Annotated in this window: 19 protein-coding genes; 7 read left to right on the forward strand and 12 right to left on the reverse strand. The window is 62.6% G+C overall.

The features are described from left to right. Positions 1–94: 94 nt before the first annotated feature. Entirely contained in the window at positions 95–1,336 is a 1,242-nt protein-coding gene (locus tag NKH37_RS06775; RefSeq protein ID WP_352482090.1) for an MFS transporter, read from the reverse strand. A 129-nt stretch (positions 1,337–1,465) separates the two neighbouring features. Here NKH37_RS06775 and NKH37_RS06780 point away from each other — a divergent pair, with 129 nt between their 5' ends. Continuing rightward, entirely contained in the window at positions 1,466–2,347 is an 882-nt protein-coding gene (locus NKH37_RS06780; RefSeq protein WP_353040871.1) for an AraC family transcriptional regulator, read from the forward strand. Positions 2,348–2,446: 99 nt separating this feature from the next. Here the strand turns inward: NKH37_RS06780 and NKH37_RS06785 are convergent, their stop codons facing one another. From NKH37_RS06785 to lgt, 6 genes are all read right to left on the reverse strand, one after another. Then, on the reverse strand, positions 2,447–3,382 hold the full coding sequence (locus tag NKH37_RS06785) for a ribose-phosphate pyrophosphokinase (RefSeq protein WP_023678427.1): 936 nt from the start codon (positions 3,380–3,382) through the stop codon (positions 2,447–2,449). Positions 3,383–3,635: 253 nt separating this feature from the next. Continuing rightward, positions 3,636–4,256, reverse strand: a complete 621-nt coding sequence (locus NKH37_RS06790) for a hypothetical protein (RefSeq protein WP_352591747.1) — start codon at positions 4,254–4,256, stop codon at positions 3,636–3,638. Between the two features lie 54 nt (positions 4,257–4,310). Then, the gene (locus NKH37_RS06795) at positions 4,311–5,462 is read right to left on the reverse strand and encodes a M24 family metallopeptidase (protein ID WP_023678425.1); all 1,152 of its coding nucleotides are present in this window, start codon (positions 5,460–5,462) and stop codon (positions 4,311–4,313) included. Then, a complete protein-coding gene (gene pgeF, locus NKH37_RS06800) occupies positions 5,462–6,250 on the reverse strand; it encodes a peptidoglycan editing factor PgeF (RefSeq protein WP_353004843.1) in 789 nt (262 codons plus the stop codon). The genes NKH37_RS06795 and pgeF overlap by 1 nt, the downstream gene beginning before the upstream one ends. Positions 6,251–6,419: 169 nt before the next feature. Further along, positions 6,420–7,508 carry a class I SAM-dependent methyltransferase gene (locus tag NKH37_RS06805; protein WP_353004845.1) on the reverse strand — a complete coding sequence of 363 codons (1,089 nt, stop codon included), beginning with the start codon at positions 7,506–7,508 and terminating at the stop codon, positions 6,420–6,422. Continuing rightward, positions 7,505–8,356 carry a prolipoprotein diacylglyceryl transferase gene (lgt, locus tag NKH37_RS06810; RefSeq protein ID WP_352483082.1) on the reverse strand — a complete coding sequence of 284 codons (852 nt, stop codon included), beginning with the start codon at positions 8,354–8,356 and terminating at the stop codon, positions 7,505–7,507. The genes NKH37_RS06805 and lgt overlap by 4 nt, the downstream gene beginning before the upstream one ends. A gap of 130 nt (positions 8,357–8,486) precedes the next feature. Here lgt and NKH37_RS06815 point away from each other — a divergent pair, with 130 nt between their 5' ends. The 3 genes from NKH37_RS06815 to NKH37_RS06825 all read left to right on the forward strand — a co-directional run bounded on the left by NKH37_RS06815 (position 8,487) and on the right by NKH37_RS06825 (position 9,985). Then, on the forward strand, positions 8,487–8,789 hold the full coding sequence (locus tag NKH37_RS06815; RefSeq protein WP_023719187.1) for an accessory factor UbiK family protein: 303 nt from the start codon (positions 8,487–8,489) through the stop codon (positions 8,787–8,789). Positions 8,790–9,118: 329 nt separating this feature from the next. Continuing rightward, positions 9,119–9,619, forward strand: coding sequence for a type III secretion system chaperone family protein (locus NKH37_RS06820; protein WP_023678420.1), 501 nt, complete (start codon positions 9,119–9,121; stop codon positions 9,617–9,619). Between the two features lie 6 nt (positions 9,620–9,625). Then, positions 9,626–9,985 carry a tRNA-binding protein gene (locus tag NKH37_RS06825; protein ID WP_023719186.1) on the forward strand — a complete coding sequence of 120 codons (360 nt, stop codon included), beginning with the start codon at positions 9,626–9,628 and terminating at the stop codon, positions 9,983–9,985. A gap of 11 nt (positions 9,986–9,996) precedes the next feature. Here NKH37_RS06825 and NKH37_RS06830 read toward each other — a convergent pair whose 3' ends face one another. The 4 genes from NKH37_RS06830 to NKH37_RS06845 all read right to left on the reverse strand — a co-directional run bounded on the left by NKH37_RS06830 (position 9,997) and on the right by NKH37_RS06845 (position 13,924). After that, complete coding sequence (locus NKH37_RS06830) at positions 9,997–11,019, reverse strand: glycosyltransferase family 4 protein (RefSeq protein ID WP_023719185.1); 1,023 nt, start codon at positions 11,017–11,019, stop codon at positions 9,997–9,999. Positions 11,020–11,223: 204 nt separating this feature from the next. Beyond that, positions 11,224–12,639, reverse strand: a complete 1,416-nt coding sequence (locus tag NKH37_RS06835; RefSeq protein ID WP_023719184.1) for an ATP-binding protein — start codon at positions 12,637–12,639, stop codon at positions 11,224–11,226. A gap of 51 nt (positions 12,640–12,690) precedes the next feature. Beyond that, positions 12,691–13,410 carry a response regulator gene (locus tag NKH37_RS06840; RefSeq protein WP_023719183.1) on the reverse strand — a complete coding sequence of 240 codons (720 nt, stop codon included), beginning with the start codon at positions 13,408–13,410 and terminating at the stop codon, positions 12,691–12,693. Then, positions 13,397–13,924, reverse strand: a complete 528-nt coding sequence (locus tag NKH37_RS06845; RefSeq protein ID WP_023719182.1) for a MarR family winged helix-turn-helix transcriptional regulator — start codon at positions 13,922–13,924, stop codon at positions 13,397–13,399. The genes NKH37_RS06840 and NKH37_RS06845 overlap by 14 nt, the downstream gene beginning before the upstream one ends. Positions 13,925–14,173: 249 nt before the next feature. On the opposite strand from NKH37_RS06845, the gene NKH37_RS06850 reads away from it, so the two are divergent. From NKH37_RS06850 to NKH37_RS06860, 3 genes are all read left to right on the forward strand, one after another. Further along, positions 14,174–15,067, forward strand: coding sequence for a branched-chain amino acid aminotransferase (locus NKH37_RS06850; RefSeq protein WP_352483089.1), 894 nt, complete (start codon positions 14,174–14,176; stop codon positions 15,065–15,067). A 145-nt stretch (positions 15,068–15,212) separates the two neighbouring features. Then, entirely contained in the window at positions 15,213–15,527 is a 315-nt protein-coding gene (locus NKH37_RS06855; protein ID WP_023719180.1) for a hypothetical protein, read from the forward strand. A 181-nt stretch (positions 15,528–15,708) separates the two neighbouring features. Continuing rightward, positions 15,709–16,350 (forward strand): MBL fold metallo-hydrolase, encoded by a 642-nt coding sequence (locus NKH37_RS06860; RefSeq protein ID WP_353004849.1) that lies wholly within the window; start codon positions 15,709–15,711, stop codon positions 16,348–16,350. Positions 16,351–16,430: 80 nt separating this feature from the next. On the opposite strand, the gene NKH37_RS06865 is transcribed toward NKH37_RS06860, so the two are convergent. After that, a complete protein-coding gene (locus NKH37_RS06865; protein ID WP_023719178.1) occupies positions 16,431–16,841 on the reverse strand; it encodes a BA14K family protein in 411 nt (136 codons plus the stop codon). Positions 16,842–16,873 lie beyond the last annotated feature (32 nt).

A 16,873-nucleotide genomic window follows, 5' to 3' on the forward strand; every position in this document is an offset into this window, starting at 1 on the left:
GCCGGGCCTGGCCCAAATAACCGCAGCGGGCGATGGCACGGCGGCTGGACGGGCGCGTCGGAAGAGGGGATTCGCTTAGAAACCGAACCGGGCTTCATCCGACCGTGGTCACCTTCCTCGCTTCCTTCATGTTAGGCAGAAAAACCGTCAGCAGCCCGAGTAGCGGCAAATACGAGCAGACCTGGAAGACGAAATCGATGCCTTTCATGTCGGCGACGACGCCAAGCACGGCGGCCGCGATGCCGCCCATGCCGAAGGCGAAGCCGAAAAAGATGCCGGCGATCATGCCGACCCGGCCGGGCACGAGTTCCTGCGCGAAGACGACGATGTTCGAGAAGGCCGAGGACAGGATCAGGCCAATCAGCACGGTGAGAACCATCGTCCACTCGAAATTGGCATAGGGCAGGGCCAGGGTGAAGGGCAGCACGCCGACGATCGAGAACCAGATCATCGCCTTCTGCCCGTAGCGGTCGCCGAACGGGCCGCCGAGCAGGATGCCCAGGGCCGAGGCGCCGAGGAACAGGAACAGCATGACTTGCGACATCTGGACTGAAACGCCGAATTTATGGATGGAATAGAAGGTATAATAGCTGGCAAGGCTGGAAATATAGGCGTTCTTGGTCAGTACCAGCAGCGTCAGCACCAGCAGCGCTCCCATCACCTTGCGGCGCGGGAAGGGCGAGACGAAGCCTGCCGCCTTGCGGGTGCTCTGCGCGGCACGCAGGCGGCTGTACCAGCCGCCGACCTGCCACAGCACGATGATGCCGATCAGCGAGCCGCCGGCGAACCAGGCGATGCTGGTCTGGCCGAAGGGCACGACGATGAAGGCTGCCAGCAGCGGCCCCATGGCCTGGCCGAAATTGCCGCCGACCTGGAACAGCGACTGTGCCAGGCCGAACCTGCCACCAGAGGCGAAGCGCGCGATGCGCGAGGATTCCGGGTGGAAGATCGCCGAGCCAATGCCAATCAGCGAGGCGCCGATGAGGAGCAGCGAGTAATGTCCAGCATAGGCCAGCACGACCAGGCCGATCAACGAAGAGGCCATGCCGTAGGGCAGCGAATACGGCATCGGCCGCTTGTCGGTAATCATGCCGATCACCGGCTGCAGCAAGGATGCCGTCACCTGGAAGGTGAAAGTCAAAAGGCCGATCTGCCAGAAATCGAGACCGTAATTGTCCTTCAGCAGCGGATAGATCGCCGACAGCAGCGACTGCATGATGTCGTTGATGCAATGGCAGAAGCTCACCGCCAGGATGACGGTGAAGGCCGTCGCCTGAGCTGAAATGTGGCTGGCCGCTGCCGGCTTGGCGTCGGCGGTTGCTGTGGTATCGGTCAAGGCAGGCTCCGTGGTCTTTTTGGCGGGCGCTCCCGCAGGCGGTCTTATGGGCCGGCTGCCTTATACGTTGCTTGTCACGCGACTTCTTTCGTGGTTTGGTCCAATAGTTTCGCAAGTGGGCCATAGCTGATGCCGCATGGCAGGGAAATGTTCAGAGCGGGCGATACCGATCTTGGGCTGTTGCATGAGCGTCGCTGGCAATGGCTGGAGCAGGCCGTCGGGCCGGCGGTGGCGCTGCCGACCGAATATCCGGACGGCTATCACGTGCCGCGGCACCATCACAGCCGCAGCCAGTTGCTGCACGCGCTGGTCGGTGTCGTGCTGGTGACGACGCGGCATGGGCGCTGGATGGTGCCCCCCGACCACGCGATGTGGATCCCAGCCGGCACCGAACACTCGGTTGAGATGCTGGGCGACGTCAGCATGCGCTCCGTCTATGTGATGCCGGAGGCCATTCCCGGCCTGCCGGACGGGTTGCGCGTCGTCGGCATCACCGACCTGATGCACAGCCTGATCGTGGAATCGGAAAAGCTGCCGCAGGGCGCCGAGCTGGAGGGGCGGGGCGGGCTGATCATGAAGCTCCTGCTGCACGAAATCCCGAACCTGCCGCAACGGCCACTCGGACTGCCGTTCCCGTCCGACGCAAGGCTGGCAGCGCTGTGCCGGCGCTTCGTCTCGGCACCGTCACCGCACGCGACGATCGATGAATGGGCCGCTATCGTCGGCATGAGCCGCCGCTCTTTCACCCGCGCCTTTCATCGCCAGACCGGATTGTCGCTGTCGACTTGGCGCCAGCAGGCCTGTCTGTTCGCGGCGCTGCCACGGCTGGCCGACGGCGAGCCGATCACAAGGGTGGCGCTCGATCTCGGCTATGACAGCGTGCCGGCGTTCATCACCATGTTCAAGCGCATGCTGGGAGCCTCGCCACGCGGTTACATGCGCGGCGCCCGTGGTGCTGGTGAAGGTGTGCGGCGAATAAGCGGTCCGGCTCGGCCTGAGTCGCAGCCCTAAAGCGCGTCGCGTTCGACCGGTCTCATGCGACGCGCTTTAGGGTCTTGTTTTATGCATGTCGTTGTCGCAAAACCGCTGCTCACTTTTGCGCGACATGTATTAATCGAACAGGCTCGACACCGATTCCTCGGTTGCCGTGCGGGAGATCGCCTCGCCCATCAGTTCGGCGATGGAGATGACGCGGATATTGGCGGCGTCCAGCACTGCCTGGGTCGGCTGGATGGAATCGGTGATGACCAGTTCCTGCAGTTTCGAGGCGCCGATGCGGGCGATGGCGCCGCCGGACAAAACGCCATGGGTAGTATAGGCGGTGACACTGGTGGCGCCGTCGGCAAGCAGCGCATCGGCCGCATTGCATAGCGTGCCGCCCGAATCAATGATGTCGTCGATCAACAGGCAATCCTTGCCGCGCACGTCACCGATGACGTTCATGACTTCCGATTCGCCGGGGCGCTCGCGACGCTTGTCGACGATGGCCAACTGGGCATCGATGCGCTTGGCGAGGGCACGGGCGCGGACCACGCCGCCGACATCCGGCGACACCACCATGACATTGGCGAGCTGCTTGTATTTCGCCTTCACGTCACGCGCCATCACCGGCACGGAAAACAGATTGTCGGTCGGGATGTCGAAGAAGCCCTGAATTTGCCCGGCATGCAGATCCAGCGTCAGCACCCGGTTGACGCCCGCCCGCGTGATCATGTTGGCTACCAGCTTGGCCGAGATCGGTGTGCGGCCGGAGGCGCGGCGGTCCTGCCTGGCATAGCCGAAATAAGGAATAACCGCAGTGATACGCTTGGCCGAGGAGCGCATGAAGGCGTCGATCATGATGAGCAGTTCCATCAGATGATCGTTGGTCGGGAACGAGGTGGACTGCAGGATGAAGACGTCCTCGCCTCGCACGTTCTCCTGGATCTCGACGAAGATTTCCTGGTCAGCGAAGCGCCTGACGCTGGCCTTGCCCAGCGGAATGTTGAGGTAGCGGGCGACTGATTCGGCCAGCACCCTGTTGGAATTGCCCGCGAAGAGCTTCATGCACCGTTCCTGGCGAAGGATTGAGAGACTCCGATAGCACTCCAGCCTCTTAGTCGGGCTTTTAGCGGCCCGCGCCGGTATTGCAAGCGTCGTGAATGGGAATCCGCCGGCTAATCTCAATAATCGCTTACGGCTTGACGATGCGGCGATAGGTCCACTTCGATGCCGACAGAATCGGGATAGCTTCTATCTTTCAGTCTGAGCATGCTCTTTTCCGAAAACCGGATTCCACTTTTCGGAATCATGCTCCAGGTCAGCCGGCGCCGCCGCCAAGCCAGGTGGCGAACTGGTCGATTGTCTGGTCGGCAATCGCCTGCATGGTCGCCGGCGCGACCGCCGCCCAGCCTTCGCCGCCACCGACGGAGGGCGCCTTCTGCTGGCCGTTGATGCGATGCAGCCGGTTGCCGGCCGGGTCATAGATGTCCCAGACATAGATGACGGTGGTGTCCTTGCCTTCCGTCATGGTCGAGAAATAGCCCTTGAGCACGTGCGTTGGGGTCTGGTCGGTGCTGCCGGCCAAGGTGATGCCACGCTGCCTGGCGCGTGTCTGAAGCTCGGCGGTCAGCGGTGTCGCGGCTTCTACCGAGGCGCCGACGATCGGCGCCACCTGCAGCCGGGTTCGCGCAATGGCAGCGGCGCTTTTGGCGGGCGGCACGGCTGCTGCCGCCGGAGGCTGCGCTGTATCTGCAGTTGGCGCGGTGCCGGAAGACGGCGCCGCAGTTGAGGGGGGCGTTGCGGCGCCGCCGGCTCCGGGCAGGGATTGGGTCGATTGCGGGGCGATGGCCGAGGGTTCGAGAACGTCCTTCGCATTGGTGCAAGCCGCCAGCGCCAGCGCCGCGAGCAATGACACGGTCGTCACATGCGATCGTCTCATTAGCCTGAAAACTCCTTGGCGACGAACGCCCCTCACACTTTTTCCATTATGGATTCACTGCACGATCAAGTCGAGATCATGGCGGGACAGCGGCTTCGGCTGGGATTCGGTCGTCAGGTAGGTGCGGCCAAGGGTCATCGCCGTTTCGGTTTCGGAGTCCATGATGATCATATGGGCGAACAGCGTCATGTTCGGCGCAATCGGTTCGGGATTACCCTGATAGAACATCGGCATATCCATCCAGGACGGGGTGAAGCGGGCGCCGAGCGAATAACCGCAGGCATTGAGCCGGTGCTTGGTCAAATTGTGGGCTTCGAGCGTGCGGGCATGGGCGTCGAACACGTCGCCGAACGTATTACCAGGTGTCATCGCCTTCTCGACTGCAAGTAGCGCGGCGCGGGCGGCATCGAACAATTCCTGGTGGCGTTTCGATACCTTGCCGGTCAACACCGTGCGCATCATTGCCGCATGGTAGTGATGGAAGACACCGGCCCATTCGAGTGTCAGCTGGTCGTTCTTGGTGAGCTTGCGGCGACCGGCCTTGTAGCGGCAGAGCAGGGCGTCGACGCCCGAGCCGATGATGAACTCGTTGGCCGGATAATCGCCGCCGCCGGCAAAGATCGCGCCTTGCATGGCGGCGAGGATCAGCGCCTCATCGCCGCCCTGCTTGATTAGCGGCAGTGCTGCGTCCAGCGCGTCGTCGGCCAGATTTGCGGCTTTTTCCGCCTTGGCGATTTCGGCCGGGCTCTTGAACAGCCGCAGCCGGCTGACAATGCCAGAGGCATCTGCGATCTGCCCGAAGGTCTGCAACTGCTCGTCGAGGCGCCGGCCATTATATGCCGTCAGGCCGTGGGTGTCGTATTCGACGCCGATGCGGGCGCCGAGCAGGTCAAGCTCGTTGAGCAAATTGCGCAGGTCGACCGCCGGATTGGCGCCGTTGCGATCCGTCCACAAAACGATGTTGTCGATGATCGAGGTGTGGCGTGCCTGGCGCAAATCGGCCGAACGCGTCAGCAGTACCATCGAGCCGTCGGCCTTGACCACCAGGCACTGGAAAAAGCAGAAGCCGAACGTGTCGTAGCCGGTTAGCCAATACATGCTTTCCTGCGCAAACAGCAGGACGGCGTCGAGCTTCTTTTCGGCGATCTCGATCATCAGTCGATCGCGCCGCGCGTCGAATTCCGAGCGTTCGAAATGCAGCGCCATCAGTCAGTCTCCAAAACGATTGCCGAAACCTGCCGTCCGTAGTCGGGCTCGTTGCGATGCGTGCTGCGCCGATAGGAGTAGAAAAGCTCTTCCTCGGCATAGGTGCAGCGGCCGAGCCCTTCGGCATTGACGCCAGCCTTGGTCAGCCGGTCGACCGTGTAGCGGTTGAGATCGAACATCGCGTGTCCGGCATTTGCGGAGGGCGCGAAATAGCGGGCATTACCGGCATCGGCGTCGACGAAGCGGGCGACGAATTCCGGTCCGACTTCGTAATTCTGTGGGCCGATGGAAGGACCGAGCACTGCGACGATGCGGTCACGCTGGGCGCCGAGGCTTTCCATTGCCGCGATGGTGTTTTCCAGCACTCCCGTGAAAGCGCCTTTCCAGCCGGCATGGGCGGCTCCGATAATGCACGCCTCGGCGTCAGCGAAGAGGACCGGTCCGCAATCGGCGGTCGAGGCCCCGATGGCAATGCCCGGCCGGTCGGTGACGATGGCATCGGCCTTGGGACGCTCGCCGGCAAAAGGTTCCCTGGCGATGACGACGTCCGGCGAATGAACCTGATGAGCAGTCAGCAGATGGCTTGCCGCCACGCCCATCCATTCGGCGACGCGGCGGCGATTCTCGCGCACCAGCGTCTGGTCGTCGCTCGATCCGGTGCCGATGTTGAGGCCCCGGTAGATGCCGCTGGAAATGCCGCCGACGCGTGTGAAGTAGCCGTGGCGGATGCCTTGCGCCGTTTCCAGCAAGGGCGACCGAACGGGATCCGGTTTGGTCTGATTCAGCATGGCGGCTTTGTTGTCCGTATGGGCGATTTCGTCAAGCGCGTTGAAGGCGGCGAGTTGAAGGTAGGCAAGTTGAAGGTAGGCGAGTTGAAGGCGGGCGCAGTTGAAGGCGAGTGCAGTTGATGTCGGGCGCAGCCGGAGAGGGGAGAGTGGTAGAGGCGACAGCGAAAAGTCAATCCGCGCTTGCGAACGGCGGAACGGCAATGCCGGGAGGAAGGATGGCAAGCACCTTGAAGAGCTCGCCCATGGCCTGCTGACCGGCGAGGCGCTCGACGTCGGCCGCGATCTTTTCACGAGCTGCCTCATCGGCATTGGCGCCGAGCCGGCCAGCTCGTTCGAGAAGCCCCATCTTGAGCAGGAATTCACCTTGCGTGGAGAGGTGGGCATCGAGGCTGTGTGCCCGAACGGTTGCAGCGAGGGCAGCGAAATCGACATGGGCGGTGAGGTCGGCCTCCCCCGGATTCGCCAGCACGTCCTCATGACCGTGCTTGCGCAAGGCCTGCAAGGTGTCGCCGATGCCGGGCTGGAGGTGACCGTAGTCGAGAAACAGGCCGGCGCCGCCAAATCCGGCAAGTCGCCCGGCGATGGCCGCCATCAGGGCGGCGCGGGCTGGCGCCACCTCGACGATCGCACCTTGCGGCGCATTCTCGGCACCCTCCGGCAGCAGCATCGGATCGAGCGAGCCGGCGCCGACGAAAAAGCGCAGCCGGTTCGCATCGTCGAGACCGATCATCCGTTCGCGCCAGCCGGCTCCGGCGCGGACGAACTGGCGAATAGGCACCGCGTCAAACAGCTCGTTGCCAACAATCAGAAGCTGCCCCTGCGGTAGTGTGTCGATGGTTTCATTCCAGGCGATGGTGGCCGACGTCCCGGCAAGCGTCCGTTTCTGGACCTCGGTCAACCGCGGACTGGTCTCGATCAAGGCGAATGATGCGCTGGCGGTAAGCGTCGGATCGAGCCGCGAAAGCGTGCGCAGCATATCTCTCATCAGCGTGCCGCGGCCGGGGCCTATTTCGGCGATGGCGACCGGCGTCGGCCGGCCGATCGCCAGCCATGCCTGGTAGAGCCAGACGGCGACCAGCTCGCCAAACATCTGGCTGATCTCCGGCGCGGTGACGAAGTCGCCGGCGGCGCCGAACGGCTCGCGTGTCTTATAATAGCCGTCCTGCGGATCGAACAGGCAGAGCGCCATGTATTCGCTGATGGGGATCGGTCCCACCGCACCGATCAGCTCGGCGATGCGTGTCTTCAGCGGCGTCATGCGGGCTGCGGTTTTGTCACCGGCTTGGCTGTAGCCATCGCCCAGATGCCGGCCAGCACCATCGGCAGCGACAGCACCATGCCCATGGTGAGCCAGCTCGTGCCAAGGAGATAGCCGAGCTGCTGGTCGGGCTCGCGGAAGAATTCGACGAAGACGCGCGAGGCGCCATAGCCGGCAATGAAGGCGCCGCCGACGAAGCGCGGCGTCTTCAGCTTGAGCCGCGAATGAGTGAGAAAGCGCAGGACAAGGAACAACACCAGCCCTTCGAGCAGCGCCTCGTAGATCTGGCTCGGATGGCGTGCAAATGGGCCGCCATTGGGGAATTCGAATGCCCATGGAACGTCGGTCGGTCGGCCCCATAGTTCGGAATTGATGAAGTTTGCCAGGCGAACGAGGCCAAGCCCCACCGGCACGCCGGCGGCAACAACGTCGAACAGCGACCATGTGCGGATGCCACGCGCCCGGGAAAACAGCGTCATGGCGAGAATGACGCCGAGCAGGCCGCCATGAAACGACATGCCGCCCTGCCAGACGGCGACGACATCGAGCGGATTGGCGATGTAACGCGGCAGGTCGTAGAACAACACGTAGCCGGTGCGTCCGCCGAGCACCACGCCGATGGCCGCCCAGACGATGAAGTCGTCGAGATCCACGGGCTTCATCGGCAGGGTGCCGTCGGGCCAGAGTTTCGGGTTGGTGACGAGGCGCTTGGCATACCACCAGGCGAACAGGATGCCGACGATGTAGCCGACGCCGTACCAATGCACCGCCAGCGGTCCGATCCGGACGATGACCGGATCGATGTTGGGGAAGGGCAGGGCAGCCAGCGGCAGCAAATATTCGCTCAACAGGGTCTCCCGGTTCCGGTCACGTTCGGGCGCGGACCATGCGGCAGGGTTTTGGCAGGGTCAAGGCGAGCACATGCTTGCATTCCGCATCGTGCGCCACTACGTCAATTCGACCAAGCGAGGATTTGCCATGGCGACCGGACCGAACCGCATTCTCGATGAATTCGCCAAGCTGATGACCGACGCAGCCGGTGCCGCGCAAGGCGTGCGGCGCGAGGTGGAGACCGCCTTCAGGGGCCAGGCCGAGCGGATACTCAACTCCATGGACGTCGTGCAGCGCGAGGAATTCGAGGCCGCTCGCGACATGGCGGCGAAGGCCAGGGAAGAAAACACCCGCCTCGCTGCTCGCATCGAAGCGCTCGAGGCCAAGCTTGCCGAAATGACCGGTCAGGCAGCGCCTGCGGCTTCGGCAAAGCCGCGTGCAAAAAAATAATAAAAATATTCGTTAAACTTTTCCACAAAGCCGGATCGCAAAAAGCGCTTTGTCGTGAATCGCTTACCGGTACTGCGTGGATCTTTCCGACAGCGCCTTTCCACATGCGAATGACGCAGTGCGAAAAATTGGGCTGGTCACGCGACTCCCGATCAATAGACTGAATTTGTTGCATGATTCGGAGCAGGGTCATGCGCCGGGCGGTGGGGTCCGGTCCGGGGTCTTTGCGTTGACGAAGTCCTGGCCGTCCGAGTTCTAGGCAGAATTGTTCGAGTGTGCCTCTCCCGCGGAGCGTGTGGTGGCGCTCCCAGAACGACAGGAAGCATTTCATGGAACTTCTCGAACTCGAATTCTCCCGCGAAATCCATCCGGTGGATGTTATCGAGCAGGTGGCGCACAACAACGATTGGTCCTTCGAGCGGGCCGGCGATGACGAGATCTCGATCTCGGTCGCCGGAAGCTGGACCGACTACCACGTTTCATTCTCCTGGATGGAGGACTACGAGGCGCTGCACCTGGCCTGCGCTTTCGACATCAAGGTGCCTGAGGCGCGCGCGCTCGAGGTGATGCGGCTGCTTTCGCTGATCAACGAACAGATGCTGTTTGGGCATTTCGACCTCTGGGAGCAGGAAGGCGCCATCATGTTCCGCCAGTCGCTGCTGCTGGCCGGTGGGGTTGAGCCGTCGAGCCAGCAGGTCGAGGTGCTGCTGTCGTCGGCGCTGGAAGCCTGCGAATGCTATTTTCAGGCCTTCCAGTTCGTCGTCTGGTCGGGGACTTCGGCCAAGGACGCGCTCGCCGGCGTGCTGTTCGAAACCTACGGAAACGCCTGATCATCGATGAGTTCGAGCAACGCGAGAAAACCCGAGATCAGCTTCGCCGATTTCGACCGCGTCGACATCCGCGCCGGCACGATCGTCGAGGCCGAGCCTTTTCCCGAGGCGCGCAAGCCGGCGATCAAGTTGAAAATCGATTTCGGTCCCGTGATCGGGGTGAAGAAATCCTCGGCCCAGATCACGAAATACTATACACCTGAAAGCCTGATCGGCCGGCAGGTGTTCGCGGTGGTCAATTTCCCGCCGCGTCAAATCGGGCCATTCATGTCGGAAGTGCTGACGCTCGGTTTTCCCGATGAAGAGGGCGCCGTCGTCCTCGGCGCGATCGAGCGTAAGGTGCCGGACGGCGGCAGGTTATTCTAACTGCGGTTTGCTCAGGCGGCCAGTTTTCGCGTGGTACCCAGTGCTCCTTCGACCGTTTCCATGAACATTTCTGCACAGGCCTTCCAGCTGTAGCGCATAGCACGTTGCCGCGCCTCGGTGCGGTCGACGAGAAGCGCGGCGAGCGCTGCTTGCCTCAGCTCTTGCGAGACTGCGCCGCCTATGCCGTCGCCCACAATATCGATCGGCCCGGTGACGGGATAGGCTGCGACAGGCGTGCCGCTGGCCAACGACTCGATAATGACGTTGCCGAATGTGTCGGTGCGGCTGGGGAAGACGAAGACGTCGGCCGAGGCGTAGATCTCGGCCAGTTCGTCGTTCGGGCGATGGCCGAGAAAATGGGTATCGGGATATCTGGCCTTCAGCTTCGCCAATTCCGGCCCTTCGCCGACAACCACCTTGCTGCCGGGCAGGTCCAGGTCGAGGAAAGCCGGCAGGTTCTTCTCGATCGCGACGCGGCCGACGCAGAGGAAGATCGGTCCCGGAAGCCCCAGGTCCTTTCTTTTATCCGGCCGAAAATGATCGGTATCGACGCCACGCGTCCATGGCCGAAGCTTGGTGAAGCCGCGTGCCGCAAGATCGTCGGCAAGCGACTGGGTGGCGACCAGCGTGCCCTGTCCTGAATTATGGAAATCGCGCAGCCAGCGATAGGCCCATGCTTCTGGCACCGGCAGACGCGCGCTCAGATATTCCGGAAAACGTGTGTGATAGCTGGTCGTGAACGGACGGCCGGCGTTGCGGCAGTAGCGCCGCGCCATAATGCCGAGCGGTCCTTCGGTGACGATATGGATGTGATCCGCCTTGCGTGCCTCGATCAGCTGCGCCACGCGGTGCGGCGTCGTCAGCGCCAGCCTGATGTCGGGATAGGTCGGCAGAGGCAGGGTGCGAAAGATGTTCGGCGTCAGGAAGTCCGTCTCGACATCGAAGGATTTCAAAGTCTCCGAGAGGCGCTCCAGCGTGTGGACGACGCCGTTGACTTGCGGGCGCCAGGCATCGGTGACCATCAGGATGCGCATGGCGGTCCCTTGGCGGAGAGCTTGATTGCTTTGCCGCGATGCCTGAACGGCGACCACGCCGCCGCTCTGGCCTCGCACCAGCGCACCCGGGCAGGCGCGGGGTCGAAATGAGGCCGCAGGGCCGAATCAATCAGGATCGCGCGCTTCATTGGCGCTCTTCACCATGGTTTCATGACGGGCGGATGAAGGCCGGCCTCGCTCCCGTCAAGCCGGAACCTTGATCACCGCCCGCAGGCCGCCGAGCGGGCTGCGTTCGAGGACGATGTCGCCGCCATGGCTGCGGGCAATGTCGCGTGCGATGGAAAGGCCAAGGCCGGTGCCGCTGGCGTCGAGGTTGCGGGCCTCGTCCAACCGCACGAAAGGCTTGAATACATCCTCCCGCTTTTCGGGCGGAATGCCCGGACCGTCATCGTCGATAGTGACGAGCAGCGAACCGCGTCCATGATTGGCATTGATCTCCACCGTCTTGGCATAGCGGAATGCATTGCCGACGACGTTGGACAGCAGCCGGGCAAAGGCATTGGGGCGCACATGGACATGCGGATCGCCGGCAAGCACGGTCGACAGCTTGCGCTTGCGCAGCGCGGCTTCCTCGCGAAGCTTGTCGAAGAAGGCTTCGAGGTCGAACCGGCCGGCGTCTTCCGATGCTTCGCCGCGTGCAAAGGCAAGGTAGCCTTCCAGCATCGACTGCATGTCGTCGATATCCTGGTCGAGTGCCTGGGTGTCGGCCGCCTTGGTCCCGGCCAGCGCCAATTGCAGCTTGAAGCGGGTGAGGATGGTCCTCAGATCGTGGCTGACGCCGCTCAGCATGGCGGTGCGCTGCTCGAGCTGGCGTTCGATGCGTTCGCGCATCTGGATGAAGGCAAAGCCGGCGCGGCGGACTTCCTCGGCGCCGCGCGGGCGAAAATCGCGCGGCATCGGCCGGCCTTTGCCGAAGCTCTCGGCCGCCTCGGCCAGCGTCAGAATCGGCCGGATCTGGTTGCGCAGGAAGGGAATGGCGATCATCAGCAGCACCAGTGAGGTGCCGACCATCCAGATCAGGAAAATATGGGTGTTCGATGCATAGGCCTGGCTGCGGCGCACGAAGACCCGCAGCACCTTGTTCTCGAGCTGGACGCGGACCTCGACGATATTTGAATTGCCGACCGTATCGATCCAGAACGGACGGTTGATCTGGCGGGTGATCTCGGACGAAAGGATCTCGTCGAGGATCGAGAAGAACGGCTTTGGCCCGGGTGGCGGCAGTGGGTCTGGCGGCAGGAGGTCGACCTTCAACTGCATGCGATCCTGGGCGATGCGGATGACGTTGGCGTAGTCGGCGTCGTGCGGATAGGTCTCTATCAGGTCGATGATGGCGGCGATGTCGCGCACCGTGGCCTGCGACAGGCGCTGCGTCACGGTCTGCCAATGGCGCTCCATGAAGACAAAGGCGACGACCGACTGCAGCATGATCATTGGCGCGATGACGATGATCAGCGAGCGGGCATAGAGCCGCTTCGGCATGTAAAGCGACACCAGGCGCCAGAAACGGTTCCAAGCGCGCGGCACGGCCTTCAGCGCCCGCGTCGCGCGGGCGCTCAAGCCGCCATCTTCCGGCCGTTCGAGTTGCGTGGTCGCCATTCGTCTTTTCGCTCACCGGCGGCCCAGCAAAGGACCGCTGTCGGCGGCATTCTATTCCACGCTGAGCCGATACCCAATACCGCGCACGGTCTGCAGCCAGACCGGATTGGACGGATCGCGTTCGATCTTGCGGCGCAGCCGGTTGATCTGGACGTCGATCGTGCGCTCGCCGACCTCGGACTCGTCGCCGACAAGCTCATGCCGCGGTATCGTTTCGCCGGCACGCGCAGCGAAGATCGCCAGGATTTCCTGCTCGCGGTCCGTCAGCTTGAGCGCCTCGCCGCCGCGCTTCAGCTCACGCCTGGCGATCTGGAAGGTATAGGGGCCGAAGACCAGCTGTTCGACCTTGGGCGTCGTCGCGGGGCCGCCGCGGCGCAAGATATTGTTGATGCGCAGGATCAGCTCGCGCGGGTCGAACGGTTTTGGCAGATAGTCGTCGGCGCCGGCCTCGAGCCCGGTGATCCGGCTGTCGGTTTCGGACAGTGCGGTGAGCATCAGGATCGGTACGTTTTTTTCCGCCCGCAGCGCCTTGGTGAGATCGACGCCGCTTTCACCCGGCATCATGACGTCGAGCACGATCAGATCGAAATCGAGGCCGGTGAGCTTGCGCCGCGCCTCGCCGGAATTTCCGGCAACGGTGACGCGAAAACCGTTTTCGGTCAGATACTGTTTCAGAAGATTGCGGATTCGGGTGTCGTCGTCGACCACCAGCAGATGCGGCGCGTCGTCTTCCGGTGCTGTCGGATGATCAACCCTCTCAATGGTCTCCATGGCTTTTCCCTGACATCTTTGCGGGCACAATGTCGATCTGCGCCCTTAGTTCCGGATTGACCATCGCCTCAAGGAACCGTTCGATAACGGCGCGTTCGGTGGCTCCGGAATCCTCCAATGCAGCATGGATGCGGCGCGACTGTGGCCGCGCCAGTGCCAGCGCCAGCGCACGGCCCTTGGCCGTCGGATAAAGCTCGCGCTGGCGGCGGTCGCGAGGGCCCTGCAATTGCACGATATGGTCGGTGTCGATCAGTTGCTTGAGCACGCGCGCCAGGCTCTGCTTGGTGATCTTGAGCACGTCGAGGAGCTCGGCGACCGTCAGGCCGGGCCGGCGATTGACAAAATGCAGAACCCGGTGATGAGCACGGCCAAAACCGTAGTCGGCCAGGATCTGGTCCGGATCGGAGGTAAAGTCGCGATAGGCGAAGAAGAACAACTCGATGATGGCGAAATCGATGCCATCCTCGTCGGTGATCGCCGTCCTGATCGGCTCTGCGGCTGCGTGGCTCGTCATCTTTTCTCCGTGTGAAGCAGGAAATTATGTCAGCACTATTGACGTATTTTCCGCGCGATGGTAATTTTTGGCAAGCTTTTCGGCGGATTGCGAACGAAAAGGCAAACGAAGCCCTTTTTTCCGGAACTTCCTGAGTTTGCCAGACCTTAAATATCCGCCTACGCTTTGAGACAATGGCCGCCCGCGGCGGCCGAGGCGAAACACGCAACGACACAATGATGTGCGGGCTGCCGCCCGCGGGAGGTTACCATGGCATCCGTTCCCTTCGACCAACTGGACGGCTTTATCTGGATGAACGGCGAATTCGTCAAATGGGCCGCCGCCAAGATCCACGTCTTGACCCACGGGCTGCACTACGCCAGCGCGGTATTCGAGGGCGAGCGCGCCTATGGCGGCGAAATTTTCAAGCTGACCGACCACACCGAACGCCTGCATGAGTCGGCGCGCCTGCTTGGCTTCAAGATACCCTACTCGGTCGCCATGATCGACGACGCCTGCCGCACGCTGTTGAAGAAGCAAGGTTTCCAGGACGCCTATGTCCGGCCGATCGCGTGGCGCGGCAGCGAACAAATGGGCGTTTCGGCGCAGAACAGCCGGATCAACTGCGCCATCGCCATCTGGCAGTGGCCGAGTTATTTCGACCCGGCGCAGAAGCTGAAGGGCATCCGCCTCGACATGGCCGAATGGCGCCGCCCCGACCCGCGCACCGCACCGTCGAAATCGAAGGCGGCCGGCCTCTACATGATCTGCACCATGTCCAAGCATGCCGCCGAGGCCAAGGGCTATGCCGACGCCATGATGCTCGACTGGCGTGGCCAGGTGGCGGAAGCGACAGGCGCCAACATCTTCTTCGTCAAGGACGGCAAGATCCATACGCCCAAGCCCGATTGCTTCCTCGACGGCATCACCCGCCGCACGGTCATCGGCCTTGCCAAGGACCGCGGTTTGGAGGTGATCGAGCGCGCCATCATGCCGGAAGAGCTTGAAGGCTTCCAGCAGTGCTTCCTCACCGGGACAGCGGCCGAGGTGACGCCGGTTTCGGAGATCGGCCCGTACCGATTCGAGGTCGGTGAGATCGCCAAGACGCTGATGAATGACTATTCTGCAGCCGTTCAACCCAACCACGCGATTGCTGCAGAATAACGAAAGTCACAGCTTTTTTATCAAGTAGGGGCGGTTTTCGGGCCGCCCCTTTTATTTAAGCGTTTGCGCATTTGACTTTCGTCCAATTCGGCGTCTCATGATGGCGTCGGCCCGGGAGGCTGGCAGCTATGGAGGGATTGGAAATATGGATATGAACACGCTTCTTCCGATCATTATTCAGGTGATTACGGGTATCATCGGTGGTCAGGCGGTGGGCGCGGCTATCAAGACGGCGGCGATGGGTCAGCTTCCCAAAATCCTGGGCGGCGCTGTTGGCGGCGTCGGCGGGGCGGCCATCCTCAGCAGCCTGCTGGGCGGTGGGGCGGTCGATCCGGCAGCAGCCGCCACGGCGGCAGGGGCCGGCAGCGCGTTGAACATTCCCAACATCGTTGGCGGTGCCGGCGGCGGCGCCATCCTGACCGGCATCATCGGTGCGGTCATGAACGCGATGAAGAAATAAGCTTTCGACGTTTCAGGCTTTTCAAATGGGCGGCTTCGGCCGCCCATTTCGTTTGCCGTTTGCGGGAGCGGTGGACGCCGTCCGCGTGTGTCTCTACATCAGGGCCTGATTCAACAAGGTTAGAGCTTTCCTGACGCGTTCGAGGGGACGCGCGGAGCTCCGACAGTGTGAAAGGACAAATATGGGTCAGCTCAACGCCGGCATCGTGCCGGTCACGCCGTTCCAACAGAACTGCACCATCCTCTTCGACATGGACGACAGACAGGGCGTCGTCGTCGATCCGGGCGGCGACATCGACAAGGTGCTGGCGGCGCTCAAGGACAATGCGATCACTGCCGGCGCGATCTGGATCACGCATGGCCATATCGACCATGCCGGCGGGGCCATGGAACTGAAGGAGGCGCTCGATATCGAGATCATCGGCCCGCATGCCGCCGACCGTCCGCTGCTCGCCAATCTCCAGAACCAGGCAAAGCGCTACGGCATCACCGATCCCGTGCGCAACTGTGTCCCCGACCGGTTCCTCGCCGAGGGCGAGACCGTTTCGTTTGGCTCACAGGTGTTTGAGGTATTCCATTGTCCGGGCCACGCACCCGGCCACATCGTCTACTATAACCGGGCGGCGAAGTTCGCCCATGTCGGCGACGTGCTGTTCCGCGGTTCGGTCGGCCGCACCGACCTGCCGGGCGGCGACCACGCCGCGCTGATCGCCTCGATCAAGGAGAAGCTGTTGCCGTTGGGCGACGACATCGACTTCATCTGTGGCCATGGTCCCGGCGGCCGTTTTGGTGAGGAGCGGCGGAGCAATCCTTATTTGGTCTAAAGCCGGCCTGGTCTGAAACCGCGAAAAACAAAAAGCGCCACCCACCGGGCAGCGCTTTTGTTCAGGACAGGAAAACTGTCTTAATTGGCGGTGCAAAAATGCTGTTCGCCGTCATAGCCAGTGAACGTGCCGGTACGCGCGTTGAAGCTCTGGTAGCGGTCCGAGCAGTATTCGTACCAGCCGCGGGTCCACGGCTCCGCATAGCTTTCGGCATAGGCTACTCGCGGCTGCACGTAATAACGGCGCACCGGGGCAGGCCGGTAGTATTCATCATCATAGGCCGGGTCGTAATAGCGGGGCTGCGGGCTGGCGAGGGCACCGCCGATCAAGGCACCGGCCGCAAGACCAAGGACGCCGGCCGCAACGGCGTCGCCGTGGCCGTGGTGGCGGCGGTGATGGCGCCATTCATCGGCACTGGCCGCAGGCAAGGTCGCAAGCGTGGTCGCAACGACCGCGGCGGACAGGATGGCAGTCTTGAAAATTCCGTTCATGTCGGTCTCCTTCGTGCCGGCCCGGGTCGTTT

The organism is Mesorhizobium sp. M1217 (assembly GCF_040318275.1).
In the GTDB taxonomy this organism is placed as follows: Bacteria; Pseudomonadota; Alphaproteobacteria; order Rhizobiales; family Rhizobiaceae; genus Mesorhizobium.

Excerpts from the sequence above, each read along its gene's own strand:
- NKH37_RS06865 (WP_023719178.1), bottom strand. The coding sequence starts at position 16,841 with ATGAACGGAATTTTCAAGACTGCCATCCTGTCCGCCGCGGTCGTTGCG.
- NKH37_RS06820 (WP_023678420.1), top strand. The coding sequence starts at position 9,119 with ATGGAACTTCTCGAACTCGAATTCTCCCGCGAAATCCATCCGGTGGAT.
- NKH37_RS06845 (WP_023719182.1), bottom strand. The coding sequence starts at position 13,924 with ATGACGAGCCACGCAGCCGCAGAGCCGATCAGGACGGCGATCACCGAC.
- NKH37_RS06860 (WP_353004849.1), top strand. The coding sequence starts at position 15,709 with ATGGGTCAGCTCAACGCCGGCATCGTGCCGGTCACGCCGTTCCAACAG.
- NKH37_RS06855 (WP_023719180.1), top strand. The coding sequence starts at position 15,213 with ATGGATATGAACACGCTTCTTCCGATCATTATTCAGGTGATTACGGGT.
- NKH37_RS06840 (WP_023719183.1), bottom strand. The coding sequence starts at position 13,410 with ATGGAGACCATTGAGAGGGTTGATCATCCGACAGCACCGGAAGACGAC.
- NKH37_RS06830 (WP_023719185.1), bottom strand. The coding sequence starts at position 11,019 with ATGCGCATCCTGATGGTCACCGATGCCTGGCGCCCGCAAGTCAACGGC.
- NKH37_RS06780 (WP_353040871.1), top strand. The coding sequence starts at position 1,466 with ATGCCGCATGGCAGGGAAATGTTCAGAGCGGGCGATACCGATCTTGGG.
- NKH37_RS06815 (WP_023719187.1), top strand. The coding sequence starts at position 8,487 with ATGGCGACCGGACCGAACCGCATTCTCGATGAATTCGCCAAGCTGATG.
- NKH37_RS06795 (WP_023678425.1), bottom strand. The coding sequence starts at position 5,462 with ATGGCGCTGCATTTCGAACGCTCGGAATTCGACGCGCGGCGCGATCGA.
- NKH37_RS06785 (WP_023678427.1), bottom strand. The coding sequence starts at position 3,382 with ATGAAGCTCTTCGCGGGCAATTCCAACAGGGTGCTGGCCGAATCAGTC.
- pgeF (WP_353004843.1), bottom strand. The coding sequence starts at position 6,250 with ATGCTGAATCAGACCAAACCGGATCCCGTTCGGTCGCCCTTGCTGGAA.
- NKH37_RS06835 (WP_023719184.1), bottom strand. The coding sequence starts at position 12,639 with ATGGCGACCACGCAACTCGAACGGCCGGAAGATGGCGGCTTGAGCGCC.
- NKH37_RS06790 (WP_352591747.1), bottom strand. The coding sequence starts at position 4,256 with ATGAGACGATCGCATGTGACGACCGTGTCATTGCTCGCGGCGCTGGCG.
- NKH37_RS06825 (WP_023719186.1), top strand. The coding sequence starts at position 9,626 with ATGAGTTCGAGCAACGCGAGAAAACCCGAGATCAGCTTCGCCGATTTC.
- NKH37_RS06850 (WP_352483089.1), top strand. The coding sequence starts at position 14,174 with ATGGCATCCGTTCCCTTCGACCAACTGGACGGCTTTATCTGGATGAAC.
- NKH37_RS06805 (WP_353004845.1), bottom strand. The coding sequence starts at position 7,508 with ATGACGCCGCTGAAGACACGCATCGCCGAGCTGATCGGTGCGGTGGGA.